The following is a 21227-nucleotide window of genomic DNA, read 5'->3' as shown; positions in this document are numbered from 1 at the left end:
CCGGCGGGCGCGCAGACCTTACTTGAGGGCGGCCCTACTTGAGCGCTGCTTGTGCCTGTTCGACCAGGGCCTTGAACGCCGCCGGCTCCCGCACCGCCAGGTCGGCCATGACCTTGCGGTCGACCTCGATCCCGGCCTTGAGGATGCCGTTCATGAACTGCGAGTAGGTGAGACCGTGCTCGCGGGTCGCGGCGTTGATGCGCTGGATCCACAGGCCGCGGAACGTGCGCTTCTTGTTGCGCCGGTCGCGATAGGCGTACTGCAGCCCCTTCTCGACCTTCTCGATGCCGACGCGGAACGCCGCCTTGGCGCGGCCGCGATAGCCCTTGGCGAGCTTCAGGACCTTCTTGTGACGAGCGTGTGCAGCCACGCCCCGCTTGACGCGTGCCATGGCTTATCTCTCGTACGGAAAGAAGTTGCGCTTGATGATGCGGGCGTCGGGCTCCGCCACCAGCGATGTGCCGGTCTGCTGGCGCAGGAAGCGGTTGCTCCGCTTGGTCATGCCGTGGCGCTTGCCGACGACGCCATGCTTCACTTTGCCGGATGCCGTGAAGCTGAAACGCTTCTTGGCCCCGCTCTTGGTCTTCATTTTGGGCATTTTCGTTCCTTTTCAAAGGGTTACGATTGGCGGCCGAGGCAATGCCCTGTACGGCCAGGCCGCCGAAGAAGGGGGCTTATAGCCATGCGGCCCGAACCGTGCAAGCGGAGGGGCCGACGGGCGCCGGGCCAGAGGACTGCAGGGGCGCCGGAAAGGGGATGCGGATGAGGTTGGCAGGAAAGGTGGCGCTGGTCACGGGCGCCCAGCAGGGGATCGGGGCGGCGATCGCCCGGGAACTGGCGGCGGCGGGGGCCGACGTGGCGCTGACCTGGCTCGACGACCGGGCCGGGGCCGAGGCGGTCGCCGGGGACGTGCGCAAGGCCGGCCGGCGGGCCCACCTGATCAAGGCAGACGTCGCCCGGCTGCCCGAGGTCGAGGCCATGGTCGCCGAGACGGCGGGCACGCTGGGGACGCCCGACATCCTGGTGAACAATGCCGGCGTTTTCCCGCGGGTGAAGTTCCTCGAGATGACCGGGGCCGACTGGGACCATGTCATGGACATCAACCTCAAGGCCGGCTGCTTCGCCGCGCTTGCCGTGGCCAAGGGGCTGATCGCCGCCGGCAAGCCGGGCTCCATCATCAACCTGTCGTCGCAGGCGATGCGCGGCGCGGTGCGCGGCGTCCACTACAGCGCCAGCAAGGGCGGCGTCGTCTCGCTCACCCGCGCCATGGCGCTCGAGCTCGCGCCGCACGACATCCGGGTCAACGCCATCGCGCCGGGGACGACCGACACCGCCCAGCCGCGATACGGCAACACCGACGACGAGCTGGTCGAGATCGCCCGTGCCACCATCCCGCTGGGCGGCAAGCTGCTGCGGCCGGAGCAGATCGCCCATGCCGCGGTCTATCTCGCCTCGGACGAATCCGACGCGATGACCGGACAGGTGCTGCACATCAACGGCGGGTCGTACATGCCCTGACGGGAGCGGGGCCCGTTCCGGCAGGGGGAACGATCGGTCGGGTCGGGCGTTGGATCGGGTAGAGGATCGACGCGCCCATGACAAAGACCATCGCCTTCCTGCTGGGCGCCCTGATCCTCGCCGGTGCGGCCCATGCGCAGACCGCCCCGCCGCCGGCCGTCGCCACCCGCATCACCGTGTCCGCCTCGTCGAGTTCCGAGAAGGTGCGCGAAAACCCGGCCGGGCAGTACGTGCTGGTGAAGACCGTGGTCGGGCAGGTGATGGGCGTGCTCGACGCGCGGGCGCGGCCCATCGAGCCCGGCGGCTACAATCTCCTGAAGTACTGCTGGACGCCCGCGAACGTGCTGGGCGACTGGGCCGAGCGCGCCGGCCTGACCGGCCGGATGGTCGTCGCCGCGATCGAGACGCGGTCCTGGCAGCGCGACCTCGTGCGCGCCGGCTATTCCGAGAAGCCCGTCGCCGAGGCGATCGGCCGCTACGAGGCGATGCTGGTCGCGGCCGGCTTCACCGACGCCGCGCGGACGCGCGCCGTCGAGGGCTTGGTGACCGACCTGGACGCCCTTCGCGCGGCGGCGCCGGGCGCGGCGAAGATCCACGCCGTGCCGCGCTGCAAGGCGGAGGAAACGCGCTCGCTCGGCCTGCGCTGGACGACGCTGCCGAAGGACGGGCGGGCGCGGTTCATTCCCTACGTGCTTCACCAGATCTGCCACGCGCAGGACCTTGCGGCGGACGATCCGGTGCGCTGCGACTACTGGCTGGACGGCAAGGCCGGCGAGCCAATGGGCTTCGCCGGCGAGGCCGTCTACAGCGTGCGCTGGCAGGATGGATCGACGGCAACCGGCCGGTTCGATCCCGACGAATCGCGCAGCGACGGTACGGTGACGCTGCGCCTGCGTCCGACGAAGGCGAAGTAGCTACTTCGGCGCCAGCACCATGATCATCTGCCGGCCTTCCATGCGCGGCATCGATTCGATCTTGGTGAGCGGGTCCATCTCGCCACGGACACGGTTGAGGACCTGCAGGCCGAGCTCGGCATGTACCATCTCGCGGCCGCGGAAGCGCAGGGTGACCTTCACCTTGTCGCCTTCCTCGATGAACCGCTTCATGGCGCGCATCTTAACTTCGTAGTCGTGGTCATCGATGTTCGGGCGCATCTTGATCTCCTTGACCTCGATGACCTTCTGATGCTTCCGAGCTTCGTGCGCCTTCTTCTGCGACTCGTACTTGTACTTGCCGTAGTCGGAAATCTTGGCGACCGGCGGAACGGCATTGGGTGAAATCTCGATCAGATCGAGACTGGCCTCCTCGGCCATCTCCAGTGCCTCGCGGGTGCTGAGCACGCCGACCATGTCGCCATTCTCGTCGATCAGTCGGACTTGCGGCGCTCTGATTTCGCCGTTGACGCGCGGACCCTCGCGGGTGGGCGCGCTCTGTTGGACGGGTCTTGCTATGGCTTCATTCTCCTTCGTGAAAGCTCCCGGAGGGAGCGGGGTCCGAAGACGCGGCCGCCCTAGAAGGGCGGCCGTGCTTCTTCAGAAAGTTTAGTGACGGCGGCCCCGAGTTCAAGGACCTCCTGCTTTTCCGAGCCCAGCCGTCGGATAGCGACCGTGCCGTTGTCGATGTCGCGGCGGCCGACCGCCAGGATCAGCGGGACGTGGGCCAGCGAATGCTCGCGGACCTTGTAGTTGATCTTCTCGTTGCGCAGGTCCGTGTCCACCCGCATGCCGGCAGAACGCAGCTTGGTCGCAACTTCCTCGGCATAGGAGTCGGCATCGTTGACGATCGTGGCTACCACCGCTTGTGTGGGCGCCAGCCAGAGCGGGAAGCGCCCGGCATAGTGCTCGATCAGGATGCCGATCATCCGCTCGAAGCTGCCGAAAATGGCGCGGTGCAGCATGACGGGGCGCTTGCGCGCGCCGTCCTCGGCCACATAGGCCGCGTCGAGCCGCTCGGGCAGCACGAAGTCGACCTGCAGCGTGCCGCACTGCCAGTCGCGGCCGATCGCGTCGCGCAGCACGAATTCCAGCTTGGGCCCGTAGAACGCGCCCTCGCCGGGATTGAGCTTGAGGTCCAGGCCGGCCGCCTTCGACGCCGACTTGAGCGCCCCCTCGGCCTGGTCCCAGACCGCGTCGGAACCGGCGCGGACCGGCGGGCGGTCGGAGAACTTCACGAAATAGTCCGGGAAGCCCAGGTCCTTGTAGATCGAGCCCAGAAGCTCGCAGAACCGGATCGTCTCGGCCTCGATCTGGTCCTCGGAGCAGAAGATGTGGGCGTCATCCTGGGTGAAGTTGCGCACCCGCAGGATGCCGTGCAGCGCGCCCGAGGGCTCGAAGCGATGGCACGACCCGAACTCGGCCATGCGCAGCGGCAACTCGCGGTAGCTGCGGAGCCCCTGGTTGAAGATCTGGACGTGGCAGGGGCAGTTCATCGGCTTCAGCGCGAAGATGCGCTTGGCCGGGTCGGCGATGTACTCGCGCAGCCCTTCCTCGTTCTCGCTGAGATACATGTTCTCGCGGAACTTCTCCCAGTGGCCCGACTCCTCCCAGAGCTTGCGGTCGACCAGCTGAGGCGTCTTCACCTCGACATAGCCGCCGGCCTCGAGCTTGCGCCGGATGTAGCTCTCGAGCGTGCGCCAGAACGTCCAGCCCTTGGGATGCCAGAACACCATCCCGGCCGCTTCCTCCTGCTGGTGGAAGAGGCCCATCTCGCGGCCGAGCCGGCGATGGTCGCGCTTCTCGGCCTCCTCGATGCGGCGCAGGTAGTCCTTCAGCTCCTTGTCGGAGAAGAAGATCGTGCCGTAGACGCGCTGGAGCTGGGCATTGTTCGCGTCGCCGCGCCAGTAGGCGCCCGACACCTTCGTGAGCTTGAACGCCTTGCCGAGCTTGCCCGTCGAGGGCAGGTGCGGGCCGAGGCACATGTCGAGCCAGTCGCCCTGCTTGTAGACGGAGATCTCCTCGTCTCTGGGCAGCTCGTCGGCCCACTCCGCCTTGAAGCTCTCGCCGTGCTCGCGGAAGTAGTCCTTGATCCGCGCGCGGTCCCAGACCTCGCGCTCGATCGGCAGGTTGCGGTCGACGATCTCGCCCATGCGCTGCTCGATCCGGGCGAAGTCCTCGGGAGAGAACGGCTCGCTGCGCACGAAGTCGTAGTAGAACCCGTCCTCCGTCGACGGGCCGAACGTGATCTGCGTGCCGGGATAGAGTTCCTGGACGGCCTGGGCCAGCACGTGCGCCGCGTCATGGCGCAGGATCTCCAGCGCCTCGGGATCGCGCGACGTCACGATGCCGATGCGGGCATCGCGATCGACCACGTGCGAGAGGTCCATCAGCTTGCCGTCGACCCGCAGGGCGAGGGCGGCCTTGGCGAGGCCGGGCCCGATCGCGGCGGCGATGTCGGCGCCGCTCACCGGTTTGTCGAACGACCGGACCGAACCGTCCGGCAATGAAATATTGATCATGACTACCACCGAAAGACGAAATTGCGGACAAGACCCGCCAGCCGACAGGAACTGTCGGCCGCGGCAGGCCGGGAAGCGGCACGAGTGCGCGCGCCCGGCCGAATCAAGTTCGAACGGTGGTCGTGCAGGCTGGAGCGGTGAAAAACCGGCGTTCCATGGCGCTGGAGATAATTGCGCGTGACGCTTGAGTCAATGGCCGCCGGCGATGGCGCCCGCTCGGCCGCCCGGCGCCAGCTGCTCGTAGAGCGCCAGCAACCGCCGATTGGCCTCGGCGAGGCCATAGCGGGCGCGCACGTGATCCTGGGCGGCGCGCGCCAGCTCGGCCCGGCGCTCCTGGTCGAGCGACAGGGCGGTCCGCAACGCCTCGGCGAGGCCGGCGGCATCGCCGGCGGGCGCCAGCCAGCCGGTGTTTCCGATGACCACCGCCTCCTCGGCGCCGCCGCCATCCTCCGACACGACCGGGCGGCCCATCGCGCCCGCCTCGATCAAGGTCCGGCTGAAACCCTGCTTCCGGCCGCCCGTGGCGACCACGACGTCGGCCAGCATGTAGGCGGCGGGCATGTCGTCGACATAGGGCCCGATCTGGACGCGGCCGTTGAGCTTCGCCGCGTCGATGGCGCGCTCGAGCTCGCGCTCGAAGGGCGTCGCGTCGCCGGTCGAGCCCAGCAGCAGGCAGAAGACGTCTTCGCGGCCCAGCCGGCCGACGGCCTCGATCAGGATCTTCTGGCCGCGATCCTCGTCGAAGCGGGCGGGGCAGAGGATCAGATGGCTGCCGTCCGGCACCCGCAACGTGCCGGCGAGCCGGATCACGCGGTCGGCGCGCACGACGGCCGGATCGAAGCGGTCGAGATTGACGCCGGGCGGGATGACCTCGAGCCGTCCCTCGAGGCCGGGAAAGCGCTGCAGCGCGTCGCGCGCCACGAAGTCGGACACGGCGATGGCGAAGTCGGCGCGCGCCTGGCGGCCCTCGACGAAGCGCTCGGCCATTCGCGTGGCCAGGAACGGCCGGTGCAGGGTCGCGATCCATCTGACCGCGAGGCGGCGGGCGAGCGCCCGGGCGATCCAGGCCGTCGCCGGCGAGCGCGCCTGGACCAGCGTCACCTGCGCCTCGCGCAGGCCCGCGGCCAGCCGCGCCGGCAAGGCGAAGCGCCCGCGCAGGAGAGTCGGGTTGGCGGGCAGCTCGATGTGGGTCGCGCGCATCCGCAGCAGGTCCGGCACCAGGGCGCCGCCGGGCGAGGCGACGACCGCCGATCCGCCGGCCGCGATCACCGCCTGCGCGGCATCGAGCGTGGCGCGGGCGAGTCCGCCGCCGGCGAGGGTCGGGACGATCTGCAGGAGGTTCGGGGCTGTCACGTCGCGTTTGGCGAGGGGTTCTTCCTGTGGCAGGTAACACGGCATGACGGGGGACGATAGGGTTCAGAGGCTGCCGCGACCGGATGGCAACACGGTCGCCTACGCGCGCGTCGAAGGACGATCGCCGACGGTGGCATTCCTCGGCGGCTTCCGCTCCGACATGACCGGCACCAAGGCGCTCGCGCTCGAGGCCTGGGCGGAACGCACCGGCCAGGGCTTCGTGCGCTTCGACTATCTCGGTCACGGCCAGTCGTCGGGCCGCTTCGAGGACGGCACGATCGGCCGCTGGCTCGACGATTCGCTGGCGGTGCTCGACGGGCTCACCGACGGCAGGCTCGTGCTCGTGGGCTCGAGCATGGGCGGCTGGCTGTCGCTGCTGGCCGCGCGCGCCCGGCCCGAGCGTCTGGCCGGGCTGGTGCTGATCGCGCCGGCGCCGGACTTCACCGAGCGCATGCTGCTGGCCGGCCTGTCGCCCGACGAGCGCGAACGGCTGCAGCGCGAGGGGCGCCTGGAGCGGCCGTCGCAATACTCGCCCGAGCCGTCGGTGTTCACGTGGCGGCTGATCGAGGAGGGACGCTCCCATCTCCTGCTCGACAAGCCGCTCGTTCTTCCCTGTCCGGTGCGCCTGTTGCACGGGCAGAGCGATCCCGACGTGCCGTGGGACTATTCCCTGCAGATCGCCCGCCACGTCGAGTCGCCCGAGGTGATCACCACGCTGGTGAAGGGCGGCGATCACCGCCTCAGCACGCCGGCCGACATCGCGCGCCTTATCGCGACCGTAGAGGAGCTTCTGTAGCTGGAGGCGCGCCACTCCAGTGGCACGTCATGTCAGGTTCTTCCGGACCGCGCGCCTCTGGTGCGCTTGGAGGGCGGGACGCCTGCAGAAAAGGTCATGACGCGCCATCGGAGTGGCGCGCCCCCAGCGCGATCGCCTCCAATCCTTCCTTGTAGGTCGGATGGCGCAACACCACGCCGAGCTCGTCCTTGATCCTGTCGTTCCGGACGCGCCGGCTTTCGGCATAGAAGGAGCGCGCCATGGGGCTGAGCGCGGGCTCCGCCTGTTCCCAGGGGATCGCGGGCGGGACCGGCGCGCCGAGCAGGGCGCAGGCGAAGGCGACGACGTCGCCCGTCGAGGCCGGCAGGTCGTCGGCGACGTTGAAGAGGCGCACGGCGCCTGCGGATCCGGGTCGTGCCAGCGCCGCCAGCACGGTTGCGGCGATGTCCTCGACATGGATGCGCGAGAAGACCTGGCCCGGCTTGTCGATGCGCCGCGCGGTGCCGGCCCTGACCTGGTCGATGGCGCTGCGGCCCGGACCGTAGATGCCGGGCAGGCGGAAGACGTCGAGCGCCGCGCCCGCCGCCTGCGCCGCCGCTTCCCAGGCCCGCTCGGCGGCCAGCCGGGCGATGCTGCGCGGCTGGCCCGGCCGGGGCGGCGTGTCCTCGTCGACCCAGCCGCCGGCGCGGTCGCCGTAGACGCCGGTCGTCGACAGGTAGCCGAACCATCCGACGGAGCGCGGCCAACCGGCCATGGTGCGCAGGACGGGATCGCCGGCTTCGCCGGGCGCGATGGTGCAGAGGACGTGCGTCGTTCCGGCCAGCGCCGGGTCGGGCAGGGGCGCGGTGCCGTCGAAGCGGTGCGTCTCGATGCCGAGCGCGCGCAGGCGCCCGGCCTTTTCCTCGCCGCGGCAGGTGCCCGCGACCTGCCAGCCCGCCGAGCGCGCGAGCATGGCGATTTCAAGGCCGCTGAAGCCCAGTCCGAAGATGAAAAGACGTCCTGTCACCTTGTCAGCATCGGCGCGGCGCGGTTCTTTGCAAGGATGATGTTGCTCCGTCCGGCGCTCGCCCTCCTGCTTCTGACCGGTCCGGCCATGGCCCAGAAGGGGCTCGGCCTGATGGAGGAGACGCCCGATCATCTGCGCCTCTACAACGACTGCATGAAGCTCGCGCGCGCCGACCCCCTGAAGGCGCTGCCGGCGGCGGAGAAATGGCACGCGCAGGGTGGCGGCTTCGCGGCGCGCCACTGCGTGGCGACGGCGATGTTCATGGCGGGCCGCTATGCGCAGGCCGCCGTCCAGTTCGAATCGATCGCCCGCGACATGGGCCAGGACCGGCCGGGTCTGCGCGCCGAGCTGTGGGCGCAGGCCGGCCAGGCCTTCATCGAGGCGGGCGTCGCCACCAAGGCGATCGAGGCCCAGAACCGCGCGATCGAGCTCAAGCCGACCGACGCCAGCCTGTGGGTCGATCGCGGGCTCAGTCACGCCGCCCAGCGCGCCTGGCCGCGCGCCATCTCCGACTTCGACCGTGCCCTGCAGCTCTCGCCCGACGACGTCGAGGTCCTTGTTCTGCGGGCGGCCTCATGGCGCAACGCCGGCAATCCCGAGCGGGCGCTGGCCGACGCCGCGCGGGCCCTCAGGATCGCGCCCGACCATTCCGAGGCGCTGCTCGAGCGCGCCTTCGCCAACCTGGCGCGCGGCCAGCGCGGGACCGCCAACGTCGATTTCAGCATGGTGCTGCGGCTTGTGCCTCCCGGATCGCCGGCGGCCCTGCGCGCCGAAGCCGGGCTGCGGGGCGAACTGCCCCATCCCTCCGAACCGGCTCTGCCGCAGGCGCCGGCGGGCGCTGCCAGGGGCGGCGGCAAGCGGTAGAATCCAGGCCAACGCTGGTGTAGGAGCCAAGAAACATGAAACGCCTCGCCCCTCTCGTCCTCGTCCTCCTGGCCGGATCGGCCGCCGCGCAGCAGGCGCAGCCCACCTCGCCCTACTATCCCGCGCCGCCGCCGCAGCAGGCGCCGACGGTGCAGGAAGGCGCGTCGACCAGCGGGCTCAGCTCGCCGCTGCCGAACGCGCCGGCCAAGGTCGAGCGCACCGACGTCGCGTCCGACGCCGAGGCGCAGCTCTTCGCCGACGCCCGCAAGATCGTCTGGGGCCGCTATGCCAAGGTGAAGGGCGCCAAGCCCGGCGAGCTCACGGTGACCCGCAAGGGCGCGCTGTGGACGGTGAAGGGGCGCATCGACAGCGCGGCACCCGGCACCGAAGGCGACTGGGCGTCGATCGACGGCGTGGTCGAGAAGATCGCGCCCGGCCTGGTGCAGATCCGCGGCGAGGTCGCCTTCCGCGTCGCCAAGGTCGAGAAGGGCGTGCCCTGCAAGGTGGGCGGCCTGCTCAACTTCAAGCGCTCGGGCAAGTCGCAGGTCTGGCGCCTGGTCGAAGGCGACAATCCCTGCGACGGCGCGCGCGAGAATTTCGATCTGGTGCACAGCAAGCCGCCCGAGAAGCGGCCGGTCCCCAAGCGCGGCTAGGGCGCCAGGCGATCCCGGCTTAGCGCAAGCCGCTCATTTAGTGGAAGCCGCTCTGAACCGTCAGACCGAGGGCCGTCCAGCGCGGATCCTGTCGATCTCCCCGCGCGCCAGGCTGTCGGCGCGCTCGTTCTCGGGATGGCCGGAATGGCCGCGCACCCAGTGCCACTGGACGTCGTGGCCGGCGCGCGCCGCGTCGAGCCGCTGCCACAGCTCGACGTTCTTCACCGGCTTCTTGTCGGCGGTCCGCCAGCCGTTCCTCTTCCAGCCGTGGATCCACTTGGTGACGCCGTCGCGCACGTAGAGGCTGTCGGTGTGGACATGGACCTGGCAGGGGCGCTTCAGCGCCTCCAGCCCCATGATCGCCCCCATCAGCTCCATGCGGTTGTTGGTCGTCATCGGCTCGCCGCCCGCGAGCTCGCGCTCGCGGCTGCCGACGCGCAGGATCGCCGCCCAGCCGCCCGGGCCCGGATTTCCGCTGCAGGCGCCGTCGGTGAAGATGTCGACGTGCGGCGCCGTCACAGGCCGTAATCCGCGATCGAGGCGGTGCCGCGGTGGAAGCGCAGCCGGTCGAGATACTCCCGCGGATCCTTGCGCTTCACCAGCGCGCCTTCCGGCGTATGGACCCAGTCGTAGAGCCGCGTCAGCAGGAAGCGCAGGGCCGCGCCGCGCGCCAGCAGCGGCAGCTGCCGGCGCTCCTCCGGCTCCAGCGGCCGCGCGCGCTCGTAGCCCTGCAGCAGGGCGCGCGCCTTGGTGGCGTTGAACGACATGTCGGGCTCGAAGCACCAGGCGTTGAGGCAGATGGCGACGTCGTAGGCGAAGGCGTCGTTGCAGGCGAAGTAGAAATCGATCAGGCCCGACAGCCGGTCATGCAGGAAGAAGACGTTGTCGTTGAACAGGTCGGCGTGGATGACGCCGGACGGCAGCCCGTCCGGCCAGCCGGCCTCGAAGAAGACGAGCTCGTCCTCCAATTCGTGCGCCAGCGCCGGGTCGTCGATCGAGTGGCGCGAGGCCTCGAACAGCGGCCGCCATCCGCCGACCGAGAGCGCGTTGGGCCGTCGCAGGGGAAAGTCGCGGCCGGCAAGGTGGAGACCGGCCAGCGCCTCGCCGACCGGCCCGCAATGGGACGGCAGGATGCGGCGCGGCCACAGGCCGTGCAGGAAGCTCGTGATCGCCGCCGGCTTGCCGGCCAGTTGGCGCAGCGCCTGCCCGTCCCGCCCGTGGATGGGTTGCGGGCAGTTGATGCCGCGCGCCGCCAGATGGTCCATCAGGCCGAGGAAGAAGGGGAGCTCGCGGGGATCGACGCGCTTCTCGTAGAGCGTGACGATGAACTGGCCGATGCTGGTGACCAGCAGGTAGTTTGAGTTCTCGACCCCTTCGGCGATTCCCTTGAAGGAATCGGCCTCGCCGATATCGTACTCGGCCAGGAAAGCTTCGAGCTCGGCGTCGCTGACTTCCGTGTAGACCGCCATCGGCCGTCCTCACGCCACCAGGGCGCGCGGCAGCTTGAAGACGACGGTCTCCTCGGTCGTGCGGATCTCCTCCACCGTGACCTCGTAGCGCTCGCGACACGCGGCGAGCAGCTCGGCGACCAGGCTCTCCGGCGCCGAGGCGCCGGCCGTGATGCCGAGCCGGTCGACGCCCTCCAGCCATTCCCAGTCCATGTCGGCGGCGCGCTGGACCAGGCGGGTCCTGGCGCAGCCGTAGCCCGCCGCGACCTCGACCAGCCGCATCGAATTGGAGGAGTTGGGGGCGCCGATCACCACGATCGCGTCGCACCGGGGCGCGATCGCCTTGACCGCAGCCTGGCGGTTGGTGGTGGCGTAGCAGATGTCCTCGAGCTTCGGCCCCTCGATGGAAGGGAAGCGGCGGCGCAGCACCGCCACGATCCCCATCGTGTCGTCGACCGACAGGGTCGTCTGGGTGGCGTAGGCCAGATTGTCGGGATCGGGCGCCGCCAGCGCCTCGGCCTGGGCGACGTCCTCGACCAGCAGGACGGCGCCCTCGGGCAGCTGGCCCATCGTGCCCACGACCTCGGGATGCCCGGCATGCCCGATCAGGACGACGGTACGGCCGGCGGCGTGGTGCCGCTCGACCTCGCGATGGACCTTCGAGACCAGCGGGCAGGTGGCGTCGACATAGGAGAGGTTGCGCCGCCCCGCCTCGGCCGGCACGGTCTTCGGCACGCCGTGGGCCGAGAAGACGACGGGCCGGCCGTCGGGCACCTCGTCGAGCTCGTCGACGAACACCGCGCCCCGCTTTTCGAGCGTCTCCACGACATGGCGATTGTGAACGATCTCGTGGCGCACGTAGACGGGACGGCCGTAGCGCTCGATGGCGCGCTCGACGATCTGGATGGCGCGGTCGACGCCGGCGCAGAAGCCGCGCGGGGCGGCGAGCAGGATCGTGAGCGGCTTCTTCGTCTCTGTCATTCAGCACGTTCGGACGGCGGGCGGCGGCGCGGACCCGATCGCTTGCGGGCCTGCGGACCATTGCCTAGACTCCGCCCGCAACAGATGAGTACTACGGAATTGGCGCGGCACCGTAACAAAGCCGCCAGAGCGGGGAAAGCAACATGACCGAACCGGTTGTCGCGGCGAAAGCGCCAGTGAAAGTGGCGCTCGAGGCCGGAAAGGACTACTGGTGGTGTGCATGCGGCTTGAGCACCAAGCAGCCCTTTTGCGACGGAAGTCACAAGGGGACCGGCCTCGCGCCCATGAAGTACAGCGTGGAGAAGAGCGGGGACTACTGGCTCTGTGCCTGCAAGCACTCGGCCCGCCAGCCGCTCTGCGACGGAAGCCACAAGACAATCGCATGACCTCGATGAGACGAGCCTTTGTCGTGCCGGCTGCGCTGGCCCTGTCGCTCGCCGCCTGCGGCAGCTCCAAGGACGAGTACGTTGCCTACTGTCCCGAGCCGTTCACGGTGCAGGACGCCGAGCGGCTGACCCATTTCAAGGACGGACCCGGCCGCGACCCGCGCGACATCGCCTACGAGGCCGTGCTCACCGATGCGCGCAGCGGCTGCAAGGCCAGCCGACGCGGGATCGACGTCACCCTGGTGATGCGCATCTCGGCGGTCGCCGGGCCGTCGGTCAGCCCGGGAACGACGCGCGTGCCCTATTTCGTGCGCGTGCTCGACGCCAGCGGAGCCGTCGTGCAGGGCCAGGATTTCGCGGCCGACTTCCGCCTTTCGGGCGGCAGCCCGCGCGGGGCCTCGCGCGAAGAGCTGTCGCTGTTCCTGCCGCACGGCGGCAACTACCGGATCGCGGTCGGCCTGAAGCCGACGCCCGAGGAACTCAACTACAACAGACGCTCGACCGGTCGCTGACCGCGCCGCCGGCTTGACACGCGCCGGCGCGGGCGGCCCACTGGACCGGCAAGGGTCGGGGCCGTTCGACGGAGGCTGACGTGAGCGACTATGCGCAACGCCTGGAAGCGCTGGCGGCGGCGGCGGCGGATCGCTGCACCGGCTGCGGGCACTGCTTCGAGGCCTGTCCCACGGCGCGCGAGATCGGCCTCGCGGCCGACGAGGCCGGCGCCCGGATCGGCGAGCTGGTGGCGCTGACGCGCGGCGAGACACCCGCCGCGCCCCTGCGGCAATGGCTCGACGCCTGCGATGGCAGCGCGCGCTGCACCGCCGCCTGTCCCGAGGACATCAACGTCCGCCAGTGGGTGACCATCGCCAAGATGAAGGCGCTGGAGGCGACGCGGGCGCGCGAGGTCGGCGCGGCCAACGCCGCCGGCCGTTTCCGCCACATGGCGCAGGCGGTGCGGCTGCTCGCCAGCATGCAGCTTCCCTCGGAGACGCTGAAGAAGATCCTGGCGCCGGCCGAGCGGCGGACCGCCGACGTGCTGTTCTATACGGGCTGCAACGTGCTGCGCACGCCGCACATCGTGCTCAACGTGATGGACATCCTCGACGCGCTGGAACTCGACTTCGACGTCGTCGGCGGCACCGCCCATTGCTGCGGCGTCTACCAGTTCCAGGAAGCCGACATGCCGACCTACGAGCGCATGGGCCATCGCACCTTCCAGCGCTTCGGCCAGTCGGGTGCGTCGAAGGTGCTGACCTGGTGCCCGACCTGCACCAAGAACTTCGACGAGCTGGAGGAGAGCGTCGAGCCTGCCGCCTTCGACATGGGCCATGTCAGCGAGTTCCTGGCGGCCAACCTCGACGCGCTGAGGGCACGCTTCCGGCCCGACCAGCCACGCCGGCGGGTCGTGATCCACGAGCATCTCGGCATCGGCGCGACGCTGGAAAGCATCCGCGCGCTGCTCTCGGCCGTGCCGAAGCTCGAGCTGGTCGAGCTCGCGCAGGATTCGGGCTTCTCCTACGCCTGCGGCGGCCAGGCGGCGAAGTTCAGGGGGCGCGAGCAGGCGATCCATCGGGCGCTCGCCGAGGGCGCGGTCGCGGCCGGAGCCGACACGATCGTCACCATGTACCATTCCTGCCATCGCGCGCTGGCCGGCGCCGAGGCGGTGCATCCCGGGCTGACGGTCGTCAACTTCACCGACGTGCTGGCCGAGGCGCTGGGCCGCGGCGGCCATCCCGACTACTACCGGCTCTACAAGAAGGGCGGCGCGATGGACGAGGCGGTCGCTGCGGCGCGCCGCTTCCTGAGCGACAACGGTGTCCGGATCGACGAGACGTCGGTGAAGTCGCTGACCGCCGACATCTTCGACGAGACCGGCCTCGCCGGCGGCCGCGAGGCCTTCGCGCAGGCGTTCACGGCAATGGCGAAGACGGGCTGAACGTCCGTCGGGTCGGCCCGCCGTCGCGCGCCTCACGGGGACTGAACGCGCGAGCGATCTAATTGCACGGCCGTTCCGTTCGCGGCGGCGGCGATGTCTGGCATCATGAGCGACAGGTCGCGTCGGTTCCCGGGGCACCGTTGGCGTGGTCAGGTGAGGCCGCACCCGTATGCCCTATTCGCTGCAGAACTCGACCTATCTCGATCTCGACAGCTACTTCAACAACGGGCTGAGCAACGGCGGCATGCCAACCGGCTCGACGCCGGCTCCGCCGACCTACGCGATGAACGTGGCGCTGGTGCTCGACCGCGCCAGCCCGGAGGAGACGCTCCAGTCGCTGCTCGGTGGCAACTGGGCCAGCCGCCAGAAGGCCTTGGCCGAGCTCGGGCCGGGCGGCGTCGACAGCGCGTTCGGCGCCGACCCACAGGCCTACCAGACCGTCCTGAACGACCTTGCGGGGATGGGACTCCAGACGACCGAGCAGACTGTCTTCCCCGGCCTCTCCGGATACGTCTCGTCTGCCGCCTCGCGCACCATCTGGGTGCAACTCGACACCGCAGGCTTCCAGACCCTGTTCGGCACGCCCCTGCTCAAGCAGGACGGCGAACCGTCGGGCAAGTACTACTGGAACGGCAATCTCACGATCCCCGACGCGTGGGCGGGCATCGTCAAGGGCCTGTGGTTCGACGTCGACGATTCGACGTTCGGGGCGATGATGCCGTCGTCGGGCGGCAGCCAGGGGACGCTGACGCCGGGCTATCAGGGGATCGGCAACGGGGCGGCGGCGCCCGGCCATTCGCTGCCGCCGACCGATCCCCAGACCGTCGCGAGCTACTACAACTTTCCGCTGCTCGGCCAGTCGGTGGCGACCGGCGCCATCGGGCTGCTGGAATCGGGGTTGGGCGATCTCTCGCCAGTGCCGGGCATGACGGTCGCGCAACTGCTCGACCAGTATCGCGAGGGCATCCTCCTGCCCGGTGGCGCCATGGTGATCGGCGTCGAGCCCGGCGGCTTCAACGGCACGTCGACGGCGGAGCGCTCGCTCGACATGGGCGTCGCGACCGCCATCAACCCCAACAGCCCGCTCATCCTCTACGCCGGGTCCGGATCGAACGGCTCCGCCAACTCGGAGCCCTTCACGGCCTACCAGGCGGCGATCTGGGACACCGTGAACAATCCGGCCGTCGTGTCGTCGTCGGAGCGGTTCGTCGTGGCGCAGCCCTCGCCCGGCTCGCCGTTCCTGTGGGCGGCCCAGCAGCTCTTCGTCGACGCGGCGCTGCGCAACATCACGGTCGTGTCGTCGAGCGGCGACGGTGGCTCGGGTTACGAGATCGCCAACGGCTTCACCAACGTCACCTACACGCGCTCCAGCCCCTACGGCCTGGTGGTCGGCGGCACGTCGCTCAGCCTGGGGGAGCAGGCGGCCGTCGATCCCACGCTCGCGGCCAACCTCTATGCGCTGGCGGTCGACCAGCACGATCCCGCGACGCTGTGGTCGCTGGTCGGTGGCGGCCTGACAGCCATGCCGACCGCGGACGATCCGCGCTGGTTCATCGAGACGGTGTGGAACCGCTACTACCTGACGCAGCCGGCGCCGTACGACCTGCAGCCCGGCTACCAGAGCGATGAATCCGGCAACGGCGGCGTCGATCCGACGCAGTCGACGCCGTGGTTCCAGTCGGCGCTGTCGCCCTTCGTCCCATTCGAGACCGCCGACGGGACGAATCTCGCCGGACGCGGCGTTCCCGACGTTTCGGCCTTGGCGGGCGGCAACATGCTCTACAACGTGCCGCCGGCGGACTTGATCGGCACGTCGGCCGACGGCGGCACCAGCGCGTCGACGCCGCTCTGGGCGTCGCTGATCGTGCAGTTCAACGCCATCTTCAACGATCAGGGCCTGCCCAATCTCGGGTACATGACGGACCTGCTCTACATCGCCGCGGCCATTGCGCCGGCCTCCTTCAACGACGTCACGCAGGGCAACAACGTCTCGTCGTTCCTCTACGGCGGCGCGACTTACCAGAGCGAAGGCGAAGCCATCATTCCCACGGTCTTCGGCTACACGGCGACCGTCGGCTACGATCTCGCGAGCGGGCTCGGCTCGCCCAACGGCACGCTGCTCGGCCGAGCGCTCACGGCCATCGCCCATTCACAGATGTACTATGAGGGCAGCGTCGCCGGCGTGATCGACAGCGACGGGAACGGCGGCTGGTCGAGCGGCGCGGCGCAATCCCTGCTGCTGCAGGGCATCTCCTACGGACAGAGCGTCGACATCGACTTCCTCGCCGGCGGGGGCTCGGCGTCGTTCGACAGCCTCGCCACGTCGGCCTTCGCCTGGACGCCGCGCTTCGCCGGCCAGGTGATGCAGTCCTTCTTCGATCCGCAGCTCGTGATCCTGTTCGACAAGCAGGCGCAGGGCACGGTCGGCCAGGTCACGGTCGGGGCGGGCCAGGCGCTGTCCGTCACCCTCGACGGCGAGGCCGCGAGCGCCTTCGGCATGGCCCTGACCAGCAGCTTCGGGTTCGCCGACTTCCAGGCCTCGGCCACCAGCGCCCTGCATGTCGCCCGGCCGGTGGCGATCGCCGAGATCCCGGATGGCGCCGGCACGATGGACGCGATCGTGCGGTTGCGTCAGGCCGGCACCGACAGTCTCGCGGTCTCCTTCTACCGGGTCGACGATCTCGCCGGCCACATCGGCGGGCTGTCGCCGGGCGATGCCGGCTATGCCGCGGCGGCGCAGAACCGTGCCTACCAGGTCGGCAGCGGCGGCACCCAGCTCGCCGGGCCGGGATATGGCAACTTCGCCCAATCGACGGTGCTGAACGTGGGCGCCGGCGACGTGATCGCCATGACGCTGATCGACCAGTCGACGGGCGCCACCTATTGGGGCTTCGCGCGCGGCAACGAGACGGTCAACGGCCAGTCGGTCGCCCATCTCTGGAACTACGGGCTGAACACCTGGGGCTTCGAGGACCAGTACGGCGGCGGCGACCACGACTTCAACGATCTGCTGATCCAGCTCGACTTCACCAGTGGCGCCGGTCACGGCTGGCTCGCCTGATCACCTCTCCTTGACCGCCAGCACCGCCCACGCGGCGTCGGCGAAGAAGCGGACATGGTCGGACAGGTCGCCGGTGAAGCGGCCATAGACCTTGTAGGTCGCCGCCTGCAGCACCACGCCGATCGCCGAGGCGGCGGCGAGGTCGATGTTGCGGCGGGGGATCTCGCCCGCCTTCATCGCCTGGGAGATCACCTCGCGAACGGCGTTGACCGGGTTGGGCGTGCCCTCCGGCACCTGGATCAGGAACGAGTGCTGGTTCAGCAGGTGGTAGGCGAACAGCGTCCAGTCGCGGTCCGCCCACTGGCAGTAGCAGCGAACGATCGCGTCGATCTTGGCGCGCAGCCCCTTCGCCGGCTGCTGGGCCTCGACCAGCGCCTCGGCCAGCGCGCGGTGATGGCGCAGGAAGAGGTCCAGCGCGAGCTGCTCCTTGCTCGGGAAATAGCGATAGATCGTGCCCTCGGCGACCGAGGCCGCCATGGCGATCTCCTTGGTCGTCGTCTCCGTGACGCCGCGCGCCACGAACAGCGTCAGCGCGGCGCGCTCCAGCCGCGCCTTGGTTTCCTCGGCCTTGCCCATGGCCGGGAGTCTATGAGGGAGCGCTCACATCAGGAAGTCCCGGCCGCGCCGTCCCGCCGGCCCATTTGCCGCAGATGGCGGAAATGGGCGGAGATCATGCCGGCGAGGCCGGTGCGGTGGTACTCGACGCCGTGCCGCCGGGCCAGCCGGTCGATCGCGCGCGAGATGGCGCGATAGTGGGCATGGCTGATCCGCGGGAAGAGGTGGTGGGCGACATGCGCGTTCAGCCCGCCGATCAGGAACGTCGCGACCCGGCTGGTCGGGGCCCAGTCGAGGGAGGAGGCGAAGACGTGCTCGACATAGGACGAGCCGATATAGCCCTCGGCGTCCGGCACGGGAAAGACATTGCCGTCGGCGAAGTGCGTGCCGATCAGCATCAGGACGAAGACCAGCGACGTCACCGCGGTCGCCAGCACGTAGGCGGCGATCACCGAGGTCCAGGCGAGCGTCGAGCAGGCGATCGGCAAGCCCAGCAGGGCCGCGAAGTAGAGGAGCTTGGCGGCGACGAAGCCCGCATGCCGCGCCGGCGAGTGGCGGATGTCTCTGAGATTCGCGAGTGATTTCTGGCAGATGTAGATCGCGTCCTGCACGAAGATGGCATGCAGGTGCACCAGCAGATAGACGGGCAGGGCATAGAGGTGCTGCCAGCGATGGCGGCGGCGCCACGGGTGATTCGGCGACAGCCTCAGGAAGGGATTGTGGTCGATGTCGGCGTCGCAGCCATTGACGTTGGGAAAGAGGTGATGCGAGCGCGTGTGGCGGAGACGCCACAGATGGCCGTCGATGCCGAGCAGGCCGAACGCGCCCTCGCCGACGACGCGGTTCAGGCGCGGGTGGCGCGTGAGCGAGTCGTGCGCGGCGTCGTGGGCGACGTTCAGCACCAGCAGGAGGGCGGCGAGGTTGAAGACGCCGTAGGCCGCGAGCGTGGCGGCGAAACTCGACGGGCCGGCCAGCAGCCAGCCGTAGCTCGCCGCGACGAAGGCGGCATAGAGCGCCGCCTTCGCCCACAGGCCGCCTGTCGCGAACGGACCGCCGCGGCTTCGCGTGATGGCCTCGGCTTCGGCGGCCAGCGCGCGCCAGAAGCCGAGGTCTACCGGACGCCTGAACCTCATCGGGCGTCCTCGCTGGTGAACCAGCGCCAATCCAGGGTCCAGTCGCGCCCCTCGGTCCGGTCGGCATGGTCCATCGGCCAGGCCGCCGGGTTGGCCGTCGCCTCGCGATCGGCGTCCGCGGGGCGGCGATCGGACTCGCTCTGCAGCAGGAGAAAGGTCTGGAAAGCCTGGCGCATGAACATGGGACCCTCCTTGGGTGAGTGCGCGCTCATTTTATAAGTGAGCAATCACTCAATTTCAAGGGGCTCGTAATCGATTGGTTTTTCGGGATTTTCCCGATGGACGGGCCGGGAAGGGGCTCTTAAGGTCCCCGGACCCAGACGATCCCTGTGGGAGAGACCGCCTCGCTTCGTGACGAAGGGGGGCGGCGCCGAAGGAGCAACCGGCCCCGGAAACTCTCAGGCAAACGGACCGCAGGAGGATGGGTCTCTGGAAAGCGACGAGCCTTCGATCGAGGGCGCGTCCACCGACGAAGTAAGCCGGATCGCTCCGGCGAATCTTTCAGGTCTCCGGACAGAGGGGGTCGCAAGGCGGCGCAATCTTTGCGTCGGGCACTGCGACTCTGGAGATCTGCTTGGCCGAGACCCTCGAACGCACACCCCTCCACGACCTTCATCGCGAGCTCGGCGCGCGCCTCGTGCCGTTCGCGGGCTACGAGATGCCGGTGCAGTACCCGACCGGCATCCTGGCCGAGCATGCCCAGACCCGCGAGGCCGCCGGCCTGTTCGACGTCTCCCACATGGGGCAGGTGCGCCTCACCGCGAAGCCCGGGCAGGACGCGGCCCGGGCGCTGGAGACCCTGGTGCCGGGTGACATCGCAGGGCTCCAGCCCGGCCAGCAGCGCTACACCCAGTTCACCGACGCTGCCGGCGGCATCCTCGACGACCTGATGGTGACCAGCACGGGCGATCATCTGCTGCTGGTGCTGAACGCTGCCTGCAAGCACGACGACCTCGCGCACCTGCGGAAGCACCTGTCGGCGACCTGCGAGATCGAGCCCATGTTCGCCCGCGGCCTGCTGGCCCTGCAGGGTCCGAAGGCGGCGCAGGCGCTGGCGCGCCTCGCGCCGGCGGCGGCCACGATGACCTTCATGACCGGCGCCTTCTTCGTGATCGACGGCGCGCGCTGCTACGTCACGCGGTCGGGCTATACCGGCGGCGACGGCTACGAGATCTCGACGCCGGCCGATGCCGCCGAGGCGATCGCGCGCACGCTGCTGGCCGAACCCGAGGTCAAGCCGATCGGGCTCGGCGCCCGCGATTCGCTGCGCCTCGAGGCCGGCCTCTGCCTCTACGGCCACGACATCGACACCACGACGACGCCGGTCGAGGCGGGGCTGCTGTGGAGCATCGGCAAGGAGCGCCGCGCGGGCGGCAGCCGGGCCGGCGGCTATCCGGGCGCCGACGTGATCCAGAAGCAGATTGCCGAGGGCGCGCCGCGCCGGCGCGTCGGTCTCATGCCCGACGGCAAGGCGATCGCCCGCGAGGGCGCCGAGATCGCGATCGACGGCACGGTGGTCGGCAAGGTCACCTCGGGTGGCTTCTCGCCCACGCTCGGCCGCCCGGTCGCCATGGGTTATGTCGAGCGCGCCGCCGTGCCCGCCGGACCGGCGGCCAACGGCACACGGGTCGAGCTCGTGGTGCGCGGCAAGCCCGTGCCGGCGGAGATCGCGCCCATGCCTTTCGTCAAACACGCCTACTACCGCGGATAGGAGCTTTTCGATGGCCGACATGAAGTACAGCGAGGAACACGAGTGGATCCGCGTCGAGGGCGATGTCGGCACCATCGGCATCACGCAGTACGCCCAGGAGCAGCTGGGTGACGTGGTGTTCGTCGAGCTGCCGGCGGCGGGCCGCAAGGTCGCGAAGAACGAGGCCTGCGCCGTCGTCGAATCGGTCAAGGCGGCGTCCGACATCTTCGCCCCGGTCTCCGGCGAGATCGTCGAGGCCAATGCCGCGCTCGCCGATTCGCCGGGCGACGTCAACGCCGAGCCGACCGGCAAGGGCTGGTTCTTCAAGCTCAGGTTCGCCGACAAGAGCGAGCTCGACGGGCTGATGGATGAGGCCGCCTACGACGCCTTCGTGAAGTCGCTGGGCTGACGGGG

At 69.7% G+C, this 21227-nt stretch carries 23 protein-coding genes and 2 riboswitches; of the genes, 11 read left to right on the top strand and 12 right to left on the bottom strand.

The genetic code is table 11. The features are described from left to right. Window positions 1-34: 34 nt before the first annotated feature. On the bottom strand, window positions 35-391 hold the full coding sequence (rplT, locus tag ACO073_RS00830; protein ID WP_421994291.1) for a 50S ribosomal protein L20: 357 nt from the start codon (window positions 389-391) through the stop codon (window positions 35-37). 3 nt (window positions 392-394) lie between these two features. Beyond that, window positions 395-598, bottom strand: a complete 204-nt coding sequence (gene rpmI, locus ACO073_RS00825) for a 50S ribosomal protein L35 (protein ID WP_421994289.1) — start codon at window positions 596-598, stop codon at window positions 395-397. Between the two features lie 164 nt (window positions 599-762). On the opposite strand from rpmI, the gene ACO073_RS00820 reads away from it, so the two are divergent. Together ACO073_RS00820 and ACO073_RS00815 are read left to right on the top strand one after the other, a co-directional pair. Beyond that, window positions 763-1518, top strand: a complete 756-nt coding sequence (locus ACO073_RS00820; RefSeq protein WP_421994287.1) for an SDR family NAD(P)-dependent oxidoreductase — start codon at window positions 763-765, stop codon at window positions 1516-1518. Window positions 1519-1595: 77 nt separating this feature from the next. Further along, window positions 1596-2432 (top strand): hypothetical protein, encoded by an 837-nt coding sequence (locus ACO073_RS00815; RefSeq protein ID WP_421994285.1) that lies wholly within the window; start codon window positions 1596-1598, stop codon window positions 2430-2432. On the opposite strand, the gene infC is transcribed toward ACO073_RS00815, so the two are convergent. The 3 genes from infC to ACO073_RS00800 all read right to left on the bottom strand — a co-directional run bounded on the left by infC (window position 2433) and on the right by ACO073_RS00800 (window position 6325). Beyond that, window positions 2433-2969, bottom strand: coding sequence for a translation initiation factor IF-3 (gene infC, locus ACO073_RS00810; protein WP_421997365.1), 537 nt, complete (start codon window positions 2967-2969; stop codon window positions 2433-2435). A 59-nt stretch (window positions 2970-3028) separates the two neighbouring features. Further along, window positions 3029-4972, bottom strand: a complete 1944-nt coding sequence (gene thrS / locus ACO073_RS00805) for a threonine--tRNA ligase (RefSeq protein ID WP_421994283.1) — start codon at window positions 4970-4972, stop codon at window positions 3029-3031. 189 nt (window positions 4973-5161) lie between these two features. After that, a complete protein-coding gene (locus ACO073_RS00800; RefSeq protein ID WP_421994281.1) occupies window positions 5162-6325 on the bottom strand; it encodes a glycosyltransferase in 1164 nt (387 codons plus the stop codon). 43 nt (window positions 6326-6368) lie between these two features. On the opposite strand from ACO073_RS00800, the gene ACO073_RS00795 reads away from it, so the two are divergent. Next, window positions 6369-7121, top strand: coding sequence for an alpha/beta hydrolase (locus ACO073_RS00795; RefSeq protein WP_421994279.1), 753 nt, complete (start codon window positions 6369-6371; stop codon window positions 7119-7121). Window positions 7122-7215: 94 nt separating this feature from the next. Here the strand turns inward: ACO073_RS00795 and ACO073_RS00790 are convergent, their stop codons facing one another. Beyond that, entirely contained in the window at window positions 7216-8106 is an 891-nt protein-coding gene (locus ACO073_RS00790) for an SDR family oxidoreductase (protein ID WP_421994277.1), read from the bottom strand. A gap of 39 nt (window positions 8107-8145) precedes the next feature. On the opposite strand from ACO073_RS00790, the gene ACO073_RS00785 reads away from it, so the two are divergent. After that, entirely contained in the window at window positions 8146-8970 is an 825-nt protein-coding gene (locus ACO073_RS00785; protein WP_421994274.1) for a tetratricopeptide repeat protein, read from the top strand. A gap of 35 nt (window positions 8971-9005) precedes the next feature. Beyond that, the gene (locus tag ACO073_RS00780) at window positions 9006-9623 is read left to right on the top strand and encodes a hypothetical protein (RefSeq protein ID WP_421994272.1); all 618 of its coding nucleotides are present in this window, start codon (window positions 9006-9008) and stop codon (window positions 9621-9623) included. Window positions 9624-9683: 60 nt separating this feature from the next. Here the strand turns inward: ACO073_RS00780 and rnhA are convergent, their stop codons facing one another. From rnhA to ispH, 3 genes are read right to left on the bottom strand one after another with little or no spacing between them, the layout of a single operon-like run. Next, window positions 9684-10142 carry a ribonuclease HI gene (gene rnhA / locus ACO073_RS00775; RefSeq protein ID WP_421994270.1) on the bottom strand — a complete coding sequence of 153 codons (459 nt, stop codon included), beginning with the start codon at window positions 10140-10142 and terminating at the stop codon, window positions 9684-9686. Then, window positions 10139-11092 (bottom strand): homoserine kinase, encoded by a 954-nt coding sequence (locus ACO073_RS00770; RefSeq protein WP_421994268.1) that lies wholly within the window; start codon window positions 11090-11092, stop codon window positions 10139-10141. Before ACO073_RS00770 ends, rnhA begins: the two co-directional genes overlap by 4 nt. Before the next feature lie 9 nt (window positions 11093-11101). Continuing rightward, window positions 11102-12052: a 4-hydroxy-3-methylbut-2-enyl diphosphate reductase gene (gene ispH, locus ACO073_RS00765; RefSeq protein WP_421994266.1), complete on the bottom strand. Its 951-nt coding sequence runs from the start codon at window positions 12050-12052 to the stop codon at window positions 11102-11104. A gap of 143 nt (window positions 12053-12195) precedes the next feature. On the opposite strand from ispH, the gene ACO073_RS00760 reads away from it, so the two are divergent. From ACO073_RS00760 to ACO073_RS00745, 4 genes are all read left to right on the top strand, one after another. Then, window positions 12196-12438 (top strand): CDGSH iron-sulfur domain-containing protein, encoded by a 243-nt coding sequence (locus ACO073_RS00760; RefSeq protein ID WP_421994264.1) that lies wholly within the window; start codon window positions 12196-12198, stop codon window positions 12436-12438. A 5-nt stretch (window positions 12439-12443) separates the two neighbouring features. Then, window positions 12444-12950 carry a hypothetical protein gene (locus ACO073_RS00755; protein ID WP_421994263.1) on the top strand — a complete coding sequence of 169 codons (507 nt, stop codon included), beginning with the start codon at window positions 12444-12446 and terminating at the stop codon, window positions 12948-12950. Between the two features lie 80 nt (window positions 12951-13030). After that, window positions 13031-14374 carry a (Fe-S)-binding protein gene (locus ACO073_RS00750; protein WP_421994261.1) on the top strand — a complete coding sequence of 448 codons (1344 nt, stop codon included), beginning with the start codon at window positions 13031-13033 and terminating at the stop codon, window positions 14372-14374. A gap of 169 nt (window positions 14375-14543) precedes the next feature. Continuing rightward, the gene (locus ACO073_RS00745; protein WP_421994259.1) at window positions 14544-17435 is read left to right on the top strand and encodes a hypothetical protein; all 2892 of its coding nucleotides are present in this window, start codon (window positions 14544-14546) and stop codon (window positions 17433-17435) included. Here ACO073_RS00745 and ACO073_RS00740 read toward each other — a convergent pair whose 3' ends face one another. Genes ACO073_RS00740 through ACO073_RS00730 form a run of 3 tightly spaced genes read right to left on the bottom strand, consistent with a single transcriptional unit; the run spans window position 17436 to window position 19305 of the window. Further along, window positions 17436-18011 carry a TetR/AcrR family transcriptional regulator gene (locus tag ACO073_RS00740; RefSeq protein WP_421994257.1) on the bottom strand — a complete coding sequence of 192 codons (576 nt, stop codon included), beginning with the start codon at window positions 18009-18011 and terminating at the stop codon, window positions 17436-17438. It abuts the gene before it with no gap. A gap of 29 nt (window positions 18012-18040) precedes the next feature. Beyond that, window positions 18041-19123 carry a fatty acid desaturase family protein gene (locus ACO073_RS00735; protein WP_421994255.1) on the bottom strand — a complete coding sequence of 361 codons (1083 nt, stop codon included), beginning with the start codon at window positions 19121-19123 and terminating at the stop codon, window positions 18041-18043. After that, complete coding sequence (locus ACO073_RS00730; protein ID WP_421994253.1) at window positions 19120-19305, bottom strand: hypothetical protein; 186 nt, start codon at window positions 19303-19305, stop codon at window positions 19120-19122. Before ACO073_RS00730 ends, ACO073_RS00735 begins: the two co-directional genes overlap by 4 nt. A 138-nt stretch (window positions 19306-19443) precedes the next feature. Beyond that, window positions 19444-19547: riboswitch (glycine riboswitch) on the top strand. A 3-nt stretch (window positions 19548-19550) separates the two neighbouring features. Next, window positions 19551-19642, top strand: a riboswitch (glycine riboswitch). A 49-nt stretch (window positions 19643-19691) separates the two neighbouring features. Between ACO073_RS00730 and gcvT the strand changes: the two genes are divergently transcribed. Both gcvT and gcvH read left to right on the top strand, forming a co-directional pair. Continuing rightward, on the top strand, window positions 19692-20834 hold the full coding sequence (gene gcvT / locus ACO073_RS00725; protein WP_421997364.1) for a glycine cleavage system aminomethyltransferase GcvT: 1143 nt from the start codon (window positions 19692-19694) through the stop codon (window positions 20832-20834). Window positions 20835-20844: 10 nt separating this feature from the next. Next, entirely contained in the window at window positions 20845-21222 is a 378-nt protein-coding gene (gene gcvH / locus ACO073_RS00720) for a glycine cleavage system protein GcvH (protein WP_421994251.1), read from the top strand. The last annotated feature ends 5 nt before the right edge of the window (window positions 21223-21227 follow it).

The sequence above is a fragment of the Reyranella sp. genome (assembly GCF_965229815.1).
Classification (GTDB): domain Bacteria; phylum Pseudomonadota; class Alphaproteobacteria; order Reyranellales; family Reyranellaceae; genus Reyranella.
Note: the sequence above shows the minus strand (reverse complement) of the source record. Positions and strands in the feature narration are given on the sequence as shown.